This is a genomic window from Virgibacillus sp. 7505, from assembly GCF_002272135.1.
GTDB lineage: Bacteria > Bacillota > Bacilli > Bacillales > Amphibacillaceae > Terribacillus.
This window is the reverse complement of sequence record NZ_NPBF01000340.1, coordinates 1-231: the sequence shown is the minus strand read 5'-3', so window position 1 is coordinate 231 and position 231 is coordinate 1. Positions and strand designations below refer to the sequence as shown.

At 35.9% G+C, this 231-nt stretch carries 1 pseudogene; it reads left to right on the top strand.

What is annotated here, in order from left to right:
* Positions 1-72: 72 nt before the first annotated feature.
* Positions 73-231 (top strand): annotated as a pseudogene (locus CHH91_RS21535) (phage tail assembly chaperone); the annotation flags it as partial.

The following is a 231-nucleotide window of genomic DNA, read 5'->3' as shown; positions in this document are numbered from 1 at the left end:
TTTTTTAACACATTCCCAGACTTTGGGTGTGTTTTTTTATTGCCCAAATTTAAAATCAAAGGAGACATTCACATGTCAGATAACAAAACAAAAGTACACGATTTATCCTTTTTCCTACCAAGTGCAGTTGAAGAAGCAGAGGAAGTAACTGCGTCCATCTCTAAGCGTTTCAAAGATAAAGAAAACAATATCGTTCCATTCATCTTCAAAGCAATCCCTACTGAGCGGTTT